This window comes from Streptococcus sp. SK140, from assembly GCF_000259525.1.
In the GTDB taxonomy this organism is placed as follows: Bacteria; Bacillota; Bacilli; order Lactobacillales; family Streptococcaceae; genus Streptococcus.
The window spans coordinates 1-19071 of the sequence record NZ_AJML01000002.1; the positions used below are offsets into that span (position 1 = coordinate 1).

15 protein-coding genes and 1 riboswitch are annotated in these 19071 nt (G+C 41.7%); of the genes, 5 read left to right on the forward strand and 10 right to left on the reverse strand.

Features of this window, described 5'->3' with window-relative positions:
* The 5 genes from HMPREF1116_RS02755 to uvrA form a co-directional block, all read right to left on the reverse strand.
* Positions 1-572: SP0191 family lipoprotein (locus HMPREF1116_RS02755; RefSeq protein WP_000737513.1), on the reverse strand; the 572-nt coding region annotated here is incomplete at its 3' end.
* Positions 573-638: 66 nt separating this feature from the next.
* The gene (gene spx / locus HMPREF1116_RS02760; RefSeq protein WP_000591165.1) at positions 639-1037 is read right to left on the reverse strand and encodes a transcriptional regulator Spx; all 399 of its coding nucleotides are present in this window, start codon (positions 1035-1037) and stop codon (positions 639-641) included.
* A 135-nt stretch (positions 1038-1172) separates the two neighbouring features.
* The gene (gene mgtA, locus HMPREF1116_RS02765; protein WP_000858845.1) at positions 1173-3833 is read right to left on the reverse strand and encodes a magnesium-translocating P-type ATPase; all 2661 of its coding nucleotides are present in this window, start codon (positions 3831-3833) and stop codon (positions 1173-1175) included.
* Between the two features lie 188 nt (positions 3834-4021).
* Positions 4022-4175: riboswitch (M-box (ykoK) riboswitch) on the reverse strand.
* Between the two features lie 53 nt (positions 4176-4228).
* Entirely contained in the window at positions 4229-5290 is a 1062-nt protein-coding gene (locus HMPREF1116_RS02770; RefSeq protein ID WP_001042894.1) for a M24 family metallopeptidase, read from the reverse strand.
* The gene (gene uvrA, locus HMPREF1116_RS02775) at positions 5283-8114 is read right to left on the reverse strand and encodes an excinuclease ABC subunit UvrA (protein ID WP_001152913.1); all 2832 of its coding nucleotides are present in this window, start codon (positions 8112-8114) and stop codon (positions 5283-5285) included. The genes HMPREF1116_RS02770 and uvrA overlap by 8 nt, the downstream gene beginning before the upstream one ends.
* A gap of 142 nt (positions 8115-8256) precedes the next feature.
* Here uvrA and HMPREF1116_RS02780 point away from each other — a divergent pair, with 142 nt between their 5' ends.
* The 4 genes from HMPREF1116_RS02780 to HMPREF1116_RS02795 all read left to right on the forward strand — a co-directional run bounded on the left by HMPREF1116_RS02780 (position 8257) and on the right by HMPREF1116_RS02795 (position 11541).
* Positions 8257-9201 carry a magnesium transporter CorA family protein gene (locus HMPREF1116_RS02780; RefSeq protein ID WP_000815631.1) on the forward strand — a complete coding sequence of 315 codons (945 nt, stop codon included), beginning with the start codon at positions 8257-8259 and terminating at the stop codon, positions 9199-9201.
* A 12-nt stretch (positions 9202-9213) separates the two neighbouring features.
* On the forward strand, positions 9214-9888 hold the full coding sequence (locus tag HMPREF1116_RS02785) for a DUF1129 domain-containing protein (protein ID WP_000077985.1): 675 nt from the start codon (positions 9214-9216) through the stop codon (positions 9886-9888).
* Between the two features lie 202 nt (positions 9889-10090).
* The gene (locus tag HMPREF1116_RS02790; protein WP_000166358.1) at positions 10091-10354 is read left to right on the forward strand and encodes a SemiSWEET family transporter; all 264 of its coding nucleotides are present in this window, start codon (positions 10091-10093) and stop codon (positions 10352-10354) included.
* A gap of 149 nt (positions 10355-10503) precedes the next feature.
* Positions 10504-11541 (forward strand): S66 family peptidase, encoded by a 1038-nt coding sequence (locus HMPREF1116_RS02795; RefSeq protein ID WP_000626029.1) that lies wholly within the window; start codon positions 10504-10506, stop codon positions 11539-11541.
* Between the two features lie 45 nt (positions 11542-11586).
* Here the strand turns inward: HMPREF1116_RS02795 and HMPREF1116_RS02800 are convergent, their stop codons facing one another.
* The 4 genes from HMPREF1116_RS02800 to mutL all read right to left on the reverse strand — a co-directional run bounded on the left by HMPREF1116_RS02800 (position 11587) and on the right by mutL (position 15492).
* Positions 11587-12261: a CPBP family intramembrane glutamic endopeptidase gene (locus tag HMPREF1116_RS02800; protein WP_000987933.1), complete on the reverse strand. Its 675-nt coding sequence runs from the start codon at positions 12259-12261 to the stop codon at positions 11587-11589.
* Positions 12258-12821, reverse strand: coding sequence for a DNA-3-methyladenine glycosylase I (locus HMPREF1116_RS02805; protein WP_001126056.1), 564 nt, complete (start codon positions 12819-12821; stop codon positions 12258-12260). Before HMPREF1116_RS02805 ends, HMPREF1116_RS02800 begins: the two co-directional genes overlap by 4 nt.
* A gap of 9 nt (positions 12822-12830) precedes the next feature.
* Positions 12831-13424: a Holliday junction branch migration protein RuvA gene (gene ruvA / locus HMPREF1116_RS02810; RefSeq protein WP_000273405.1), complete on the reverse strand. Its 594-nt coding sequence runs from the start codon at positions 13422-13424 to the stop codon at positions 12831-12833.
* A gap of 118 nt (positions 13425-13542) precedes the next feature.
* Positions 13543-15492, reverse strand: coding sequence for a DNA mismatch repair endonuclease MutL (gene mutL / locus HMPREF1116_RS02815; RefSeq protein ID WP_000018153.1), 1950 nt, complete (start codon positions 15490-15492; stop codon positions 13543-13545).
* A gap of 183 nt (positions 15493-15675) precedes the next feature.
* Here mutL and tyrS point away from each other — a divergent pair, with 183 nt between their 5' ends.
* Positions 15676-16932 carry a tyrosine--tRNA ligase gene (gene tyrS, locus HMPREF1116_RS02820; RefSeq protein WP_000546896.1) on the forward strand — a complete coding sequence of 419 codons (1257 nt, stop codon included), beginning with the start codon at positions 15676-15678 and terminating at the stop codon, positions 16930-16932.
* A 77-nt stretch (positions 16933-17009) separates the two neighbouring features.
* Here tyrS and HMPREF1116_RS02825 read toward each other — a convergent pair whose 3' ends face one another.
* On the reverse strand, positions 17010-19070 hold the full coding sequence (locus HMPREF1116_RS02825) for a heavy metal translocating P-type ATPase (protein ID WP_000008777.1): 2061 nt from the start codon (positions 19068-19070) through the stop codon (positions 17010-17012).
* Position 19071 lies beyond the last annotated feature (1 nt).

The window sequence follows — 19071 nt, forward strand, 5'->3', positions numbered from 1 at the left end:
TACTGGACTGTTGCCCCATTTGCAACACGATTAGCAATATAGTCCTCTGGTTCGTTTTTCAATAGATTTTCCAGTCCAACATTCTTCAAGTATTCGTTTTCACTTGCTTTTTTGAGATCCAGTGTTTGGAAATCATAGCTAGTCTTGGTTTCCATCTCTTTCTCATTTAAAAGAGTCGTTTCGATGGTAAATCCTGAAATTTTTCGAGCCGCTTGAACAGACTCATCCTTGTCCTCAGCTTCTTTTAGAGCTTTTTTAGCTTCATCTAATCCTCGCTCAGAAATATAATTTTTTAAATCTTCTGATACTGGACGCTTTTGCTGAATGGTCAAGCTTAAAAATTGATTGCCTTTGTAGGTAATGATTTGAGTTTGCTGTGCTCCACTCTCATCAGCTGGCAAAACCAAGGTCTTGGTAACAACTGTATTCTTGGTTGCATTTTCTAATACGGGCAAGGTAGACTGTAGGGCTTCTTGAGAACTCTCAGTAGTTGAAGCTGCTGTTTCTTTTTTCTGACCACATCCAACGAGCAAAAATAGTGCTGCGAATGTTCCAATAACTAACTTTTTCATAAATCCTCACATGTTATCCAATTTAAATATTAGAGAAGGCCAGGAGTCACTCCCAGCCTTGATGTTTTATAGAGCCGCACGTAAACGCGCTTCTGCATTTTCCACATTACGGACAGAGCGTGGCAAAAAGGCACGGATATCGTCTTCTTTATAGCCGACTTGTAGGCGTTTCTCATCTACAAGAATCGGACTTTTCAAGATACGTGGTGTTTCCATGATTAGGTTGAGCACTTCATTGACACTCAAATCTTCGATATCAACACCAAGAGCCTTTGCATAACGATTTTTCGATGATACGATACTTGCAATTCCATTGTCTGTTTTTGTCAAAATATCAAGTAGTTCTTCTCTCGTGATTCCTTCCTTACCGAGGTTTTGTTCTTTATAACTTAACTGGTGGGCATTGAGCCAGGTCTTCGCTTTTTTACAGCTAGTACAACTTGAGACTGTATAAATTTTGATCATGTACCTACCCCTTTCGCTACATGTTACTATCAGTTTAGACTATTATACCATAAAAAACATCGGACTTGCGACCTATTTTTAAAAATTTTTAACTTTTTTGGCAATTTTTGAACTTTTTTCTTGACAAAATACGAACTATAACCATTCTTTATACTTCTTAATGTAAAATTTCTTAATAACTGTAACGCTAAACATATACAAGAAAATAATACAGATTAAGAACAAGAAGTAAGGAAATCCTAAGGGTGCTAGACGAAGGATATTTACTAGTGGTCCATAAGGTAGGCTGGTTACGAAAAAGGCTGCAATCAGAGTCATCAAAATCACAAGCCAAGCTGGTCTGCTTTGTAGAAAAGGAACTTTTGCTGTACGAAGCATATGGATGACCATGGTTTGAGACCACATAGATTCGATGAACCATCCTGTTTGGAACAAGATAATAAACTGAAGGGCAGATTCAGATCCATGAACATAGTGATGGCCTGTCACCAAAGGAACAATGATAAAGTAGAGGAAGATAAAGGTCAAAATATCAAAGACAGATGAGATTGGTCCCATCCAAACCATAAATCGCGTAATGGATTTTGCTTCCCATGTATGGGGTTGTTTAAGGAAGTCTTGATCCACATTATCAAATGGCAATGCCACACAAGACAAATCATAGACTAGGTTTAGGACAATGAGATGAACAGGAGCCATTGGTAAAAATGGTAAGAAAATACTCGCAACAAGGAGTGAGAAGATATTCCCAAAGTTTGAACTAACGGTCATCTTGATGTACTTGGTCATGTTGGCGTAGACCTTACGACCCTCAACGATACCAGTTTCAAGAACCATGAGATCCTTGTCTAGCAAAATAACATCCGCAGTTTCCTTGGCGATGTCTACTGCTGTATCTACAGAAATACCGACATCTGCCACCTTCATGGATGGAGCGTCATTAATACCGTCACCCATATAACCAACACCGTGACCATTTTTCTTTAACTGTAGAATGATACGGGCTTTTTGATCAGGAGACAATTTAGCAAATACTGTTACACTTTCAACCGCTTCTGCCAATTCTTGATCTGTCATTTGGTCAATGTCAGCCCCTAAGAGCATATGCTCAACGTCCAAACCAACCTTTTCACAAATGGCTTGGGTTACTTTTTCGTTATCCCCAGTTAAAATTTTTGTTTTGACACCATGCTCAAGTAGAGCTTGAATGGCTGGTGCTGCAGATGGTTTTGGCGGATCCAAAAAGGCAAGGTAACCTGTAAGGATCATGTCACTTTCATCAGTCACAGCATAGGCATAATCTTCACGTAGACCTGACTTGTAACCAACACCTAAAACACGCAAACCTTGACGGTTTAATTGACCAACTTCTGCTAATACTTCTTGGCGAATGTCTTCGGTTAGGGGAATGATTTCTCCGCGATATTCCACATGAGTCGAAATGTTCAACATTTCTTCCAAAGCACCTTTAGTAACCATACTAACGACATTGCTGTCGTCTTTGACGATGACACTCATGCGTCTGCGTTCAAAGTCAAAAGGCAGTTCATCAATCTTTTGGAAGATTTTATCCAAATCTTGTAGAATAGCGTGTTCTTTGGATTCTTTTTCAGTTCTACTGATAATGGCACGGTCCATCAAGTTTTTCAAACCTGTTTGGAAATGTGAATTTAGATAAGCTCTTCTTAAGACCGCCATATCCAAATCACCATGGATATCCAAGGGATATTCTAAGACAATCTCATCTTGCGTTAGAGTTCCTGTTTTGTCCGTACATAGGATATCGATTGCTCCTAGGTCTTGAATAGCATTGAGTTTTTTGATAACCACCTTTTCCTTGGCCATGATAATGGAACCTTTGGCCAAGCTGGCTGTGATAATCATTGGAAGCATTTCTGGTGTCAGTCCGACACCGACACTCAAGGCAAAGACTCCAGCCTCTAGCCAGTCTCCATCGGTCAACCCATTTGCAAAAAACACAATCGGAACCATGACAAGCATCAAGCGGATCAAGAGCCAAGAAATGCTGTTCATTTCACGTTCAAAAGAAGTTGGCTCATCATAGGTGTTGAGAGTTTGCTCAATAGCTCCCATCATGGTGTCATCACCAACAGCGAGAACCATAGCTGTAGCACTTCCTGAGATAACGTTTGTCCCCATGAATGCCAAAGATTCTGCTTCTAAAAGACTCTCTATATTTTGACTAGTGGCTTTATTTAAAGCAAGCTTTTCGACTGCATCGCTTTCTCCAGTCAAACCTGACTGTTGAACAAAAAAGTCGCGGGATTCAAACAAGATAACATCTGCAGGAATCATATCTCCCGCACTCAATTTCACGAGGTCTCCCACAACCAACTCATCGATAGGTAACTCTTGTTCAAGACCATCGCGAATAACAGTTGCTGTGTTGACAATCATTTTTGAAAGATTGGTTGTTGCCTTATCGCTTCGCAATTCTTGGACAAAACGGATGCCTCCTGAAATCAAAACCAAGACAACGATAATGATAGATGTCGTTGGATCTTCTTGACCAGGTTTGGCAAGCCAGACATTTGTAACGAGAGAGATAAAGGCAATCACAAGCAAAATGATTGTGAAAGGATTGATAATGGACTCATAAATCTTTTTAAAGATGGAATCCTCTTGACCCTTGGTAATGGTGTTTTCACCATATAAGTCACGGTTTTCTTGAACTTGTTCTGAATCTAAACCTTTTTGACTTGTATGGTAAAAAGCTAGACTATCTTTTAATGGGGTTTGAATAGCTGCTGCTAGTCTTTCTTTTGTAGTTTTCATTGGTTTCTCCTATCTGTATGAATGGTAATTTCATACACAGGGACCAATCACTTTATAAGGACAAAACGACACAAATCAGCGATTGGCTGTGTATGTGCGGTTCTGGATGATCGTCAATTTGCATCGTTTGTCTCCTTTCTTCTAAAACAGCAGAAAGTCCTGCCATAAAATGGCAGGACTAAAAAACTTATGATCTGTTTTCGTTCAAGCTTTAACTCCATAGGGCGATGTAATGAGCTTAGTCTTGACCTTCGCGACCAGGACTGTTGACCAACGAGTAGTGTCTCCACTGCTTTGCGGTAGTCATCCGTATCCCTATGGTAGCCTCACCTACCGTTTTCGCCTTTCAGTATAAACCTTTAACTCGTAAAAGTCAACAATTTATCTCATTTTTCTTAGATTACGATTAATTCTTTTGGAGCAAGGGTTAATAACTCACAACCTGTATCTGTAATCAGGATATCATCTTCGATACGAACCCCGTATTTACCTTCAATATAAATACCTGGTTCATCAGTCAAGACCATACCAGTTTTGATAACTTCTTTGGAAGTTTGGCTAAAGTACGGTTCTTCGTGGATATCAAGTCCGATACCGTGCCCGATACCGTGTGTAAAGTATTCTCCATAGCCTGCTTCCACAATGATATCACGAGGGATTTTATCAAAATCACGGAAACCTAAGCCAGCCTTAGCTTGGTCAATCAATGCTTGGTTAGCCTTCAAAACGGTGTTGTAGATTTCTGCTTGTTCATCACTGACATGACCTAGGTAGATGGTACGTGTCATATCACTGACATAATGGTCATAAAGACAACCGAAGTCCATGGTAATAGCTTCGCCTAGTTCTACTGGCTTGTGCATTGGGTGGGCATGAGGTTTAGAAGAGTTGATCCCACTAGCTAGAATCGTGTCAAAAGACAAACCAGCAGCGCCTAAGTCACGCATACGGAAGTCCAGGAAGTTGGCAATTTCAATTTCTGTCTTACCTGGCTTGATAAAGTCAAGGGCATCGTGGAAAGCTTGGTCTGAGATGGAACAAGCCTTACGAATCGTCGCGATCTCTGTCTCATCCTTAATCATACGAAGGGTTTCAACAAACTGAGTTTGTGGAACTAGTTCCAAACCTTCAAAAGTAGCTTGCATACGGTGGTAATAAGAAACTGAAATCTCATCTTCAAAACCGATGCGAGAAAGACCCATATCTTTTGCAATCTTTGCGATAGTTGCCAACTCGTCACGCTCTGCAAAAATCTCAAAACCAGTTACTTCTTGCTTAGCAGCGATAATATAGCGGGCATCTGTCACCAAGACTTGACGGTCACGACTGATAAAGACTGTCCCATTTGAACCCCAAAATCCTGTCAAATAGTAGACATTTTTAAGGTTATTGATAATGATTCCATCTAGTTCTTTTTCTTGCATTTTATCTAAAAATACTTGCACACGTTTATTCATGATGTAACTTTCCTTTCAAATACTGTCCTGTATAGCTAGCTTCATTGGCAGCTACTTCCTCTGGTGTTCCTGTTGCGATAATAGTTCCGCCACCGACACCACCTTCTGGTCCTAAGTCGATAATATGGTCTGCTGTTTTGATGACATCCAGATTGTGCTCGATCACGAGAACTGTATTTCCATCATCGACAAAGCGAGACAAAACGGTGAGTAGGCGAGCAATGTCCTCGGTATGCAAACCAGTTGTCGGTTCATCTAAAATGTAGAAAGACTTACCTGTCGAGCGTTTGTGGAGTTCACTAGCTAACTTCATACGTTGCGCTTCTCCACCAGAAAGAGTTGTGGCAGGTTGTCCCAAGGTCACATAACCTAGACCTACATCCTTGATTGTCTGGAGTTTGCGTTGAATTTTTGGAATGTGTTTGAAAAATTCTACCGCATCGTTGACGGTCATATCCAATACTTGCGAGATATTCTTTTCCTTGTAGTGAACTTCTAGCGTTTCACTGTTGTAGCGAGTCCCATGACAGACTTCGCAAGCTACGTAAACATCTGGCAAGAAGTGCATCTCAATCTTGATAATCCCGTCACCCGAGCAAGCTTCACAACGCCCACCCTTGACGTTGAAACTGAAACGCCCCTTCTTATAACCACGAATCTTGGCTTCATTTGTCTGAGCAAAGAGGTCTCGAATGTCATCAAAGACACCTGTATAGGTCGCAGGATTAGACCTCGGTGTCCGTCCGATTGGACTTTGATCAATATCTATCAGACGGTCGATATGCTCGATTCCTGTAATGGTTTTAAACTTACCAGGCTTGTCTGAATTGCGATTGAGTTTTTGAGCAATAGCTTTTTTGAGAATACTGTTAATGAGGGTCGACTTCCCTGAACCAGATACCCCTGTCACTGCAATGAATTTCCCGAGTGGGAAGCGAGCGGTGATATTTTGCAAGTTGTTCTCACGCGCACCTGTCACTTCGATAAAACGTCCATTTCCAACGCGACGTTCTGACGGCACTGGAATCGCGCGTTTCCCTGACAGATACTGTCCTGTAATGGATTTGCTGTTGCGAGCTACCTGCTTAGGCGTTCCTGCAGCAACAATTTCTCCACCAAAGACTCCCGCTCCAGGACCGACGTCAATCAGATAATCAGCTTCTCGCATAGTGTCTTCATCGTGTTCTACCACGATCAAGGTGTTCCCCAAGTCACGCATCTTTTTCAGACTGGCAATCAAACGGTCATTGTCCCTCTGGTGAAGACCGATGGACGGCTCATCAAGGATATAGAGAACTCCTGAGAGATTGGAACCAATCTGGGTCGCTAAGCGAATACGTTGACTCTCCCCACCTGATAGGGTTCCTGCCGAGCGGGATAACGTTAAATAGTTAAGGCCCACGTTATTTAGGAAAGTCAAGCGGTCCTTGATTTCCTTGAGGATAGGACGAGCAATGATAGCTTCATTTTCAGATAAGGTTAGCTGGTCAATAACTTCCAAATGGTCTGCAATGGAGAGGTCTGAAATTTCTCCGATATGGAGTCCTTTTTCTCCCCCTACTCGAACAGATAAGGCCTGGTCATTGAGACGATAACCATGACAGGTGCCACAAGTCAGCTCGTTCATATAAAGACGCATCTGTGTACGAGTGTAGTCGCTATTGGTTTCATGATAGCGACGCTTGATATTGCCAAGCACTCCCTCAAATGGAATATCGATATCACGAACTCCACCAAATTCATTCTCATAGTGGAAATGGAATTCTTTCCCATCTGAACCATAGAAAATGAGATGTTTATCCGCCTCAGACAAGTCCTCAAAAGGCCTATCCATATCCACTCCAAAAGCTGTCATAGCTTGTTCCAGCATGTTTGGATAATAGTTAGAAGAGATAGGGTTCCAAGGCGCCAAAGCGCCCTCGCGAAGAGTCTTGCTAGCATCTGGCACTACCAAGTCCGTATCAACCTCTAGCTTGATTCCCAAACCATCACACTCACTACAGGAGCCAAAGGGTGCATTGAAGGAGAAGAGACGGGGTTCTAGCTCTGGAACTGTAAAACCACAGACTGGACAAGCGTAGTGTTCTGAGAAGAGCAACTCTGAATCATCCATAGTATCAATAACGACATAACCTTCAGCGATACGGAGAGCTGCTTCAATCGAATCGAAGAGACGACTACGGATACCTTCTTTGATAATGATACGGTCTACCACCACATCAATGTTGTGTTGCTTATTCTTTTCAAGTTCAGGAACTTCAGTCACGTCGTAGACAACTCCATCGACACGGACACGGACGTAACCATCCTTTTGAATCTTTTCAATCAGCGTCTTGTGTTGCCCTTTTTTCTTACGAATGACAGGAGCCAAAATCTGCAAGCGTTGGCGTTCTGGCAATTCCAAAACCTTATCCACAATCTGCTCTACAGACGAAGCCTTGATAGCCCCATGTCCATTGATACAGTAGGGTGTCCCTACACGTGCATAGAGAAGACGTAGATAATCGTTGATTTCCGTCGTTGTTCCAACCGTCGAACGAGGATTTTTACTGGTCGTTTTCTGGTCAATGGAAATGGCAGGGCTGAGACCATCGATAGAATCCACATCTGGCTTTTCCATATTGCCCAAGAACTGACGAGCATAGGCTGACAGACTTTCAACGTAGCGACGTTGTCCTTCTGCATAAAGGGTATCAAAGGCCAAACTAGACTTTCCTGATCCAGATAGTCCCGTCACCACAACTAGCTTGTCACGCGGAATTTCCACATCTATATTTTTTAAATTATGGGCGCGTGCCCCATGGATGACAATCTTATCTTGCATATTACTTCTTTCTAGTTCATTGTTGCTTTCCATTATACCAAAAAAAGTGAAATTCTATTACCAAAAAAGCCGATTTTGTAGTATAATAGTACGGTGTCAAAAATCACTGAAACACGGATTAGATTAGGAAAGGATAGGAGATATGAAACAAGTCTTTCTCTCAACAACAACTGAATTTAAAGAGATTGATACGCTCCAGCCGGGCACTTGGATCAATCTCGTCAATCCTACTCAAAGCGAATCGATGGAAATCGCCTCAGCCTTTGATATTGATATCGCCGATCTCCGTGCACCACTCGATGCGGAAGAGATGTCACGTATCACCATCGAAGATGAGTACACTTTGATCATCGTAGACGTCCCAATCACAGAGGAAAGAAATAACCAGACCTACTATGTGACTATTCCCTTGGGGATTATCATCACAGAAGAGGCTATTATTACCACTTGCTTGGAGCCTCTACCACTTCTTGATGTCTTTATCAATCGTAGGCTTCGAAATTTCTATACCTTCATGCGTTCGCGCTTCATCTTCCAAATCCTCTACCGCAATGCGGAGATTTACCTAACAGCCCTCCGTTCAATCGAACGTAAGAGTGAGCAGATTGAAAGCCAACTTCACAAATCTACTCGAAACGAAGAATTGATTGAACTCATGGAGTTGGAAAAGACTATCGTCTACTTCAAAGCTTCACTTAAGACAAATGAGCGCGTGATTAAAAAATTGACCAGCGCAACTAGCAATATCAAGAAATATCTCGAAGACGAAGACTTACTGGAAGATACCTTGATTGAAACGCAACAGGCCATCGAGATGGCGGACATCTATGGAAACGTCCTTCACTCTATGACAGAGACCTTCGCTTCTATTATTTCAAACAACCAGAACAATATCATGAAAACCTTGGCACTTGTGACCATCGTTATGTCCATCCCGACCATGATTTTCTCAGCTTACGGAATGAACTTTAAGGATAATGAAATTCCTTTAAACGGAGAACCGCATGCTTTCTGGCTCATCGTCTTTATCGCCTTTGCTATGAGTGTTTCTCTCACTCTTTACCTCATCCATAAAAAATGGTTCTAAACAGGAGTTATTATGTCACAGATTGATTTAAAAGAATTAACCAAGAAAAACCAAGAATTTATCCACATTGCAACCCAACAATTTCTCAAGGACGGAAAAACCGACGCTGAAATCAAGGCCATCCTTGAAGAAGTCATTCCTCATATCCTTGAAGAACAACCAAAAGGTGTAACTGCTCGTTCAATTTACGGAGCACCAACTCACTGGGCTCACAGCTTTAGCGAAAAAGAGCAATACGAGAAAGAACATCCAAAGGAAAACGACGATCCAAAATTGATGATGTTGGATTCAGCCCTTTTCATTACAGGACTGTTTGCAGTAGTTAGTGCCTTGATGAGCTTCTTCTCAAACCAACCAGTGGCTTACGGTTTGGTAACACTCATCAGTGTAGGGGCCTTCGGAGGAGTTGCCTTCTACCTTCTCTACCACTTCATCTACCGCTACTACGGACCAGATACTGACCGTAGCCAACGTCCTCCATTCTGGAAATCACTTTTGGTTATGTTAGCAACCATGTTTGCCTGGGTCTTCATCCTCTTCTTGAGTAACTTCCTTCCACAAGCCATCAACATCAGCCTACCACCTCTTGTTTTGATGGTTATCGGAGGAGCTCTCCTTGCCCTACGTTTCTACCTCAAAAAACGTTTCAACATCAAGAGCGCAAGTGCAGGACCTGCTAGATATTAAGATAAACAATGAAAGTAGTGTGTTTTGTAGACAGACTACTTTTTTTGTAGTTCCAAATCATTTATTGATTCGTCAAAATCATAAATAGACATTTTGTCTAAATTTACTTCAATGTAAAGTCTTCCATTGGAATCCCGAGGTTTTATCCTTGAATCCAAGTTGTTTTTCTGTTATACTAATAAAATAATAAGGAGAAATATATATGACTAAACAGAGAATTAATCAAATTGTTGGTTCAATTGGTGCCTTTATTGGGATTATTGTATTTATAGCCTACATCCCCCAAATTTTTGCCAATTTACAAGGGAACAAAGCTCAACCATTTCAACCTTTATCAGCAGCAATCTCTTGCTTAATCTGGGTCATTTATGGATGGACAAAAGAGCCTAAGAAAGATTGGATTCTAATCATTCCAAACTCGGCCGGGGTTGTCCTTGGCGGACTGACCTTCCTTACTGCTCTATAAGAAATTAACTACTATAATAGCAACCACATCGAGCGGTTGCTTTTTTACTACTTTCTCGATCTAAAAGCCTTTTTCTGATTCTAATTCTTGTTGTTTCCCCTCTTCTTTTGTGATACAATAGCATCAATTTATTTCTAGGAGGATGAGATATGATTTCTACTATTGGTATTGTTAGTTTGTCTAGTGGCATTATCGGAGAAGACTTTGTCAAACACGAAGTGGACTTGGGTATTCAACGTCTCAAGGATCTAGGACTCAATCCTATCTTTTTACCCCATTCGCTAAAAGGCTTAGATTTTATCAAAGAACATCCTGAAGCACGTGCGGAGGATTTGATGCAAGCCTTTTCTGATGATAGTATCGACATGATCCTATGCGCCATCGGTGGAGATGATACCTATCGTTTGTTGCCCTACCTTTTTGAAAATGACCAACTAGAAAAAGTTATCAAACAAAAGATTTTTCTTGGCTTCTCGGATACGACCATGAACCATCTCATGTTGCATAAACTAGGAATCAAGACTTTTTACGGCCAATCATTTCTAGCAGACATTTGTGAGTTAGACAAAGAAATGTTGCCATATAGCTGCCACTACTTTAAAGAATTGATTGAGACTGGAAAAATCTCAGAAATTCGCCCTAGTAACGTTTGGTATGAGGAACGGACTGATTTTAGTCCCAAAGCCTTGGGAACACCTCGTGTCAGCCATGCAAATACAGGTTTTGACTTGTTACAAGGCAATGCTCAGTTTGAGGGAGAAATCCTCGGTGGTTGTCTTGAGTCTCTCTATGATATTTTTGACAACTCTCTACACGCAGATAGCACAGATCTCTGCCAAAAATACAAACTTTTCCCTGACTTGTCAGACTGGGAAGGAAAAATCCTCTTGCTAGAAACAAGTGAAGAAAAGCCTAATCCTGACGACTTCAAAAAGATGTTGCGGACTTTAAAGGAAACTGGTATATTCGAGGTCATCAGAGGACTCTTGGTCGGGAAACCTATGGATGAAACTTTCTATGACGACTATAAAGAGGCACTATTGGATATCATTGATAGCAATATCCCGATTGTCTATAATCTAAATGTTGGTCATGCAACTCCAAGAGCTATTGTCCCCTTTGGAGTCCACGCCCATGTAGATGCAACGGAGCAAGTCATTCGTTTTGACTATAACAAAGAAAGCTGAGATGAATTTCTCAGCTTTTTCTCATTATCATTACTGGCATTCTCATCACATACTACTGATAGCTAAAATGATCAAGGAGAGGCTATTCCCTAACATATGAACAAGTAGGGGATAGTAAATATTCTCCTTTTCTTTCACATAAATAATAGAAAAAGCCAGGCCACCACCTAGATAACCGACTGCACCGACCCACTCTGATAAAGACAAACTGTGCATATGAGTAAGCGCAAAGGCAAGGCCGACCAAAAAGACACTCAGCCAAGTTGGCAGATTTTTCCTCAAATATCTCAATAAAATTTGACGGAAAAAGAGCTCTTCCACTAAAGGTCCGATGATGCAGGCGAAAACGGATATCAGTAATGGTTGTTCTTGAAAGGTACTTTGAATATTCGACTGATTTAGACCTTGTCCGACCAGCCCAAAAAACTGCCTCAACATCTCTGATACAAAACCAAAGACAACAGTCATCAGAATGAGAAAGAGCCAGCCTGTTAAGACGCCAAAGAAGAATTTTCTTTTAGTTTTTCTAATCTCATTCCATTGTTGGATTAATCTATCCTTGAACAAGAAAGAGCCGTATAGTGCTAATACTACATAGACTAGATAATTTGCAATGGTAGACGGCATCAAGGAAGCCAACCATCTAACGCCATCAAACACAAAGAGAATGGTATAGAGGAGCACAAAAATCAGAACTCCCTTATATTTTGTAGACATCATTTAAGACCCTTCCATTCACAAGCATTCTCATGGTCATCAACCAGACCTGCAGCCTGCAGATAGGACAAGACAGCGACTGGTCCAGTGAACTTAAAACCACGTTTTTTGAGATCCTTGGATATTTTTTCAGACAAAGGCGTTTTGGCTGGTGCTTGACTGTAGTCCGGGATATCATTAACAATGGTCTTCCCATCTACAAAAGACCAGAGATAAGCATCAAAAGAGCCATACTCTTTCTGAACTTGTAGAAAGGCCTGGGCATTAGCTCGCGTCGCAAATATCTTGGCACGATTGCGGATAATTACTGGATTATTCATCAAAACTTCTAGCTCTTCATCCGTCATGTCTGCAACAGCTTGAATTTGGTAACCATTAAAAACTTGACGGAAGGCCTGGCGTTTATTGAGCACCGTTTCCCAAGAAAGACCAGCCTGATAGGTCTCCATACAGAGCAACTCAAAAAGTGCCCTGTCATCATGGAGGGCCTGGCCCCACTCCTCATCATGGTAGGCTACATATAGCGGGTTGTTCATTTTGACCCAGCCACAACGTTTTGGCATAGACTTCTCCTATTTCACCAACATCTTGAGGGCAGACTTGATATAGTTCTCAGCTGTATCTGTCGTTCCTTCAAAGAATTTCTTGATTTTCTTAAGCTCAGTTGCCTTGTAGCCCAAAGCCAACATGGCTTCCATAGCTTCTTCCAGTTCTTGGTTGTCACTGCTAGATGGAGCTGCAGTTTTAGCAGGGAGATCGTCTCCTGCCACAACAACTTTCCCTTCTAAGTCCAACACCATCTGTTGGGCTGTTTTCTTACCGATTTTAGGGAACTTGGTCAAGTAGGTGATGTTCTTAGTCTCAATAGCTTGAACGAGACCTGCATTGTCATCAGCTGCGATGATGGCAAGAGCGGAAACAGGACCAATGCCTGACACAGAGATCAAACTGAGAAAGAGCTTTTTCTCGTCTTCTGAGCGAAATCCATAAAGCAGATGGGCGTCCTCACGCACGACTTGATGCACATAAATTTGAGCTTCTTGGTTGACTTGTCCTGAGTAGGCATAGGGGTTAGCTACGTGTAGGATATAGCCGATTCCGTTTGCTTCTAGAACGATGTATTTAGCAGTAATTTTGGTAATAATACCCTTTAGATATTCGTACATAATTTTCCCTTCAATTATACTCAATGAAAATCAAATCTAAACTAGGAAGCTAACCGTAGGCATAACTTGAGTTAGGCAAGGTAAGGCTGACGCAGTTTAGAGAGATTTTCGAAGAGTATTAGTATTTTCCTAGCTCTCGGAGGCTGGTATGATTTTCCTGAATGCGACGGAACATCTTTTCCATGTCCGACTTGGTAAAGTGAACCAAAACAGGACGTCCGTGTGGACAGTTATAGGGGTTATCACATTGAGAGAGTTGATAGAGGAGTTGTCTAGCCGAGTGATCATCGATACGGTGGTTAGCCTTGATAGACCTCTTGCAGGACATCATAATGGCTAGTTCAGCTCGGTATTTCTTGATTGAAACTTCCTTGGTCAAGAGGAGCATGTCGCACATCTCATAGATTCCAGATTCAATTTCCTCCTCTGCCATCCAAATGGGATGTTCGCGCAAGATAAATTGATTCTCCCCGTACTCTGCTAGAAAGACGCCAACTTCCTCTAAAAGAGACATTCTTTCCTTGAGGCGAAGGGAATCATCCGCAGGAAATTCAAAGATATAGGGCACTAGGAGTTGCTGCTGGCTCTGGTCAACATTGCCAATACTTTCGCGATACTCCTCATACTTAACCCGCTCCTGAGCTGCGTGTTGGTCTATGATGTAAAGCCCATCTCTACCTTGGGCAAAGAGATAGGTTCCATGCATCTGACCGAAAAATTCCAACTCCGGGAAGCTTGAAGATTCTTCTCGCTCCAGCTTGTCATAAGCCTTATCCAAACTAGCCATATCTAACTCAGGATGATCCAGTTGGTCGTAACTGATAGACTTTCTCTCTGCAAAATGCAGTTTTGCTGGTTTGGTCAGCTGATCCAAGGTTTCCTTAGCGAAGAGGTTCAAATCCTGTCTTTCTTCAGTCAGATTCACCTGATGGTCTGCTACCTCAGCTTGAGGCGGTCTTGTCAGCTCCGTTTGCTCGTAGTAAAGATTATTTTCTTTAAGCGGGAGAATGGTTTGCTCTACTTTTTCACGATTGCGTACGGTAGACTTTGCCAGATTTTCCAAGGCATCTGGAATCAAGGTCTGTTCCTTGAGACTCTTTGCGATAGCTTCTGAAACCAGTGCCATCAGCTCTCTTTCCTTAGAAATACGCACCTCTTGCTTGGTCGGGTGCACATTGACATCTGCTAGATAAGGATCGATATGGATGTGAATAACAGCTAGCGGAAAACGCCCCACCATAAGCTTGCTGCCGTAACCATCTAAAATGGCACGATTGAGCAGGAAGTTTTTGATATAACGACCATTGATAAAGAGACTGATATAGTTACGATTAGCCCGTGTCAATTCCGGCAAGGACACAAAGCCTGAAATTTCAAAGTCTAGGTCAGAATTCTCAATCTCAACCATTTTTTTGGCACTGGCTAAACCATAAATCCCAGCAATGGCTTGACGCAGTTGACCCGTACCAGCTGTTCGTGTCATTTCCTTGCCATCACTAATCAGGCTAAAAGAAATCTCAGGATGGGCTAGCCCCAGACGGTTGACAATATCAATGATGTGAGACAACTCTGCCTGCTGACTCTTCATATACTTGAGACGAGCCGGTGTGTTGAAAAAGAGATCCTCCACACAAACCTTGGTCCCAACAGGACTGGTCGCTGGAATGATTTCCTCAACTTCTCCCCCACGAGCCACTAGCTTGGTCCCGTGACTGGCACCGTCCACCGCTGTCAACAAAGTCAAAACACTGACAGATGCGATAGAGGGCAGGGCTTCACCACGAAAGCCGAGGGTCCGAATCCGAAAGAGATCTGCCTGATTCTTTATCTTACTAGTGGCATGACGACGGAGGGCCAACTCTACTTCGTCGTGGGCAATCCCGTGACCATTATCTGTTATTTGGATTTTCTTAAGACCAGCTTCTTCAATCTCAACGATAATCTGGCTTGAGCCAGCATCGATAGCATTTTCAACTAATTCTTTGACAACGCTCGCAGGACGCTCGATAACTTCTCCTGCTGCAATCTGGTTGGCCAAGATTTCTGGCAATTCAATAATATGAGACATTTTCCAGCCCCTTTCTCAACTATTTTTATCTATTTCTCTGAAAATAAGCTAGTGCTATTATACCATATTTCACTCGTTTCCAAAAAAGTCCAAGTAGCAACTTTCTTCCCGATTTTACTAGGTTATTTACCAAGTTTGTGGTACAATAGGTAGAAACAATATTTTACAAAGGAGAAAAGACACATGCACATTTTTGATGAGCTAAAAGAGCGTGGTTTGATTTTTCAAACGACTGATGAGGAAGCTTTGCGTAAAGCCCTAGAAGAAGGTCAAGTTTCTTATTATACTGGCTACGATCCAACTGCTGACAGCCTTCACCTAGGCCACCTTGTCGCAATCTTGACAAGTCGTCGCCTGCAACTAGCAGGTCACAAACCTTATGCGCTCGTTGGCGGTGCTACAGGTCTCATAGGAGATCCGTCCTTCAAAGATGCTGAGCGTAGTCTCCAAACAAAAGACACAGTAGATGGCTGGGTCAAGTCTATCCAAGGACAACTTTCTCGCTTTCTTGACTTTGAAAATGGGGAAAATAAAGCTGTCATGGTCAACAACTACGACTGGTTTGGCAGCATCAGCTTCATTGATTTCCTCCGTGATATCGGAAAATACTTCACTGTCAACTACATGATGAGCAAGGAGTCTGTTAAAAAACGGATTGAAACAGGGATTTCTTACACAGAATTTGCCTACCAAATCATGCAAGGGTACGACTTTTTCGTCCTTAACCAAGAGCACAATGTAACCCTCCAAATCGGTGGATCTGACCAATGGGGAAATATGACAGCTGGTACAGAATTGCTTCGTCGTAAGGCTGACAAGACTGGTCACGTAATAACTGTTCCACTCATCACAGACGCAACTGGTAAGAAATTTGGTAAATCTGAAGGGAACGCTGTTTGGCTTAACCCTGAAAAGACTTCTCCATACGAAATGTACCAATTCTGGATGAATGTTATGGACGCTGACGCTGTTCGCTTCTTGAAAATCTTTACTTTCTTGTCACTTGATGAGATTGAAGACATCCGCAAACAATTTGAAGCAGCTCCACACGAACGCTTGGCTCAAAAAGTCCTCGCTCGTGAAGTCGTAACACTTGTTCACGGAGAAGAAGCTTACAAAGAAGCTCTTAACATCACTGAACAACTCTTTGCTGGAAATATCAAAAACCTTTCTGTCAAAGAACTCAAACAAGGACTTCGTGGTGTACCAAACTACCAAGTACAAGCAGACGAAAATCACAACATCGTTGAACTTCTCGTATCTTCTGGCGTGGTTAACTCAAAACGCCAAGCCCGTGAAGACGTACAAAACGGAGCCATCTACGTCAACGGCGACCGCATCCAAGACCTTGACTATGTCTTGAGCGATAGCGATAAATTAGAAAATGAATTGACCGTTATCCGTCGCGGTAAGAAAAAATATTTTGTATTGACTTACTAAATTGTTCAACATTTACCTATAAACAAAGGAGTTAACCTCGATAAAGGTAACTCCTTTTTGCTGTGAATAGTCCCCACCTATCCCTTAATAGACAGGCTACGCAGTACAATGCGTAAGGTTGTTAGATTATGTAAGATAGAAAGATTTGAAGGGCTGAGCCAGTTAAACAAGCCAAAGCCAATCAAACTACTATTTACGACAACGGTATCTTGAATATTCTTCTTGATGAGTGTTTGCAAAGATGATGATAGCGAATCCAACTCTTGGAAGAAATCCAAGCGATTATCTAACAATAAGATATCACTCATCTGCTTAGAAATATCTGCACTCTCATTCATCACCACACCGATATCTGATAGGGTTAGAGCCGCTGAGTCATTCAATCCATCTCCAACCATCAAAATAGTGTGACCTGCTTTCTGCAGTTCCTCTACTAACTCAAATTTCCCATCAGGTTTCAAGTCTGTATAGACCTGATCAAAGGGCAAATCTTTGACTAATTCCTCTGTCCTAACCAGGGTGTCCCCTGTTGCCAGAATCAATTTTTTCCCTTGTGCCTTAAGTTTCTCCAAGGCTGCTTTTGCTTCTTTTCTCAAAGGAGTATGAATACAGAACATTCCAATCAATTCATTCTGGTAGGCTAAGAATAAGAGATTGTAGTGACTCTTGTACTCTTCAATTAAAGCATTTTGTTCTGAACTGATATGAATCTGCTCATCCTGCATCAAGACATAATTCCCAATAAGAACTGGTTGGCCATCTATATGAGATTTGATCCCCTTACTTGCGATATATTGGAGTTTCCCATGCATTTCCTCATGTTCAATTCCCTCTATCTCGGCTTGCTTGACGATGGCATTAGCAATAGGATGATAAATGTGTTCCTCAAGACAGGCACTGATTCTGAGAATATCTTCCTCACTATTGTCTCCAAAAGGTAACACCTTTTCAACTATCGGATAGCTAGTTGTGATTGTTCCCGTCTTATCAAATAAGAAAGTATCAACTTCCAGATATTTCTCCAGAACAGCCCCATCCTTAATCACCATTTCACGGTTCAACCCCTCCTTGATAGCTGTCAAATAAGCTACAGGAGTAGAGATTTTCAAAGCGCAGGAGAAATCGACCAATAGGAAAGAAATAGCCTTAGAAAAAGAACCTGTTAATAGGTAAGTCAGACCAGCCCCCAAGAAATTATATTTGACGACCTTATCCGCCATTTTGATGAAATAGCGTTGTTTCGTTTTCTTGTTTTCTTCAGATTTCTTCATCAACTCAATCAGTTGTAAAATCCGGCTGTTCATCTGATTATCGGTTACACGAATGCGTAACTCTCCAGTTTCTAATACTGTATTTGCACAAACCAAATCAGACTCTCTTTTTTCAACTGGAAAACTCTCTCCCGTCAAGGAACTTTCGTTGACCATACCTAAACCTGAAACTACTTGTCCATCAAACAGAATTTCATTTCCTTGAGATAATACCAAGACATCTCCTATTTGAACATTGGAACTCTTGATACTAACGACCGTATCACCCTGTACTAGGAATACATCGCTCTCTTTTGCAAGAAGACTCTGTTCTAAATCTGTTGCAGTTTTTTTCAAGGACCACTGATCTAAATGATTCCCCAAATCAAGCATAAACATGATATTGCTAGCTGTCTTGGATTGGTTCATAAACAAGGACAATAAAATCGCCGAACAGTCCAAGACCTCCATCGTTAGTTCCTTACGCGCTAGTGTTTGATAGGCTTCTCTAATATAACCCAAAGCCTGATAACAAGTCCATATATAGCGAATAGGATACGGCACAAAACTACGAAAAAGTACACGCTTAATCGCTGCACCTGAAACAATAGAATAAGCACTCTCTTCTCTACGAATGGGAAGAGTCATCAACTCAGAAACTTTCCCTTTATCAATTCTTTTTAAAAAGGCTTCTGCATTATCTAATACAGAAAAGCCTTCTTTTATGCGTAGAGTAAAGTGCTGTTGATCCATGTAAAACTGGATAGACTCAATCCCCTTTTCATCTCTCGCCAAGGAACGAAGATAGTCTTGAATATCCAAGGTGAGTGAAAAAGAAGATGATAGTCGGATATGTTGGTATCCTCTATGTAGCACTTTAAAAGACATA